This window comes from Mycobacterium asiaticum, assembly GCF_001673365.1.
Lineage (GTDB): Bacteria > Actinomycetota > Actinomycetes > Mycobacteriales > Mycobacteriaceae > Mycobacterium > Mycobacterium asiaticum_A.
Genome location: NZ_LZLS01000066.1, coordinates 1 through 513 on the forward strand (window position 1 = coordinate 1; position 513 = coordinate 513).

Sequence of the window (513 nt, forward strand, 5' to 3'; positions counted from 1 at the left end):
CCCAGGCACGCCACCACAAGCGCCGCCGAACGGCGGCCGGGGTAAGCGTCGAGCACCCTCCGGGCCGATTCCGGTGCCGCCGCCCTCGGCATCCACGCCCGCCACGCCAGCCCCACCCACGCGGTCTCCAGCACCACCGCCACCAGCAACCGCACCACCACCTGCCCCGATGCGTCCGCCGCCACCCGACGCCGCGCAAGCACCGGAACCGGCGCCACCGCCAGCCACGCCCAAGCCCAAGAAGGCCCGCAGGCCCGTGCCGCAGCGCGGCTGGCGACGTGGGATCTACAAACTCACCCGCATCAACTTCGGCTTGTCCCGCGACGAGAAACACGAACTCGAACTGCGTAACCGGGTCGCCCGCAAGCCGCGCGGCTCCTATCAGATCGGGATGCTCGGCCTCAAAGGCGGCGTCGGCAAGACGACCACCACGGTCACGTTGGGCACGATGCTGGCCCAGGTGCGAGGCGACCGAATTCTGGTGCTCGACGCCGACCCCGGCTGCGGAAACCT

At 71.2% G+C, this 513-nt stretch carries 1 protein-coding gene; it reads left to right on the forward strand.

Annotated elements, in window-relative coordinates:
- On the forward strand, nucleotides 1-513 hold a 513-nt coding region (locus A5634_RS29250; protein WP_437339950.1), incomplete at both ends, for an AAA family ATPase.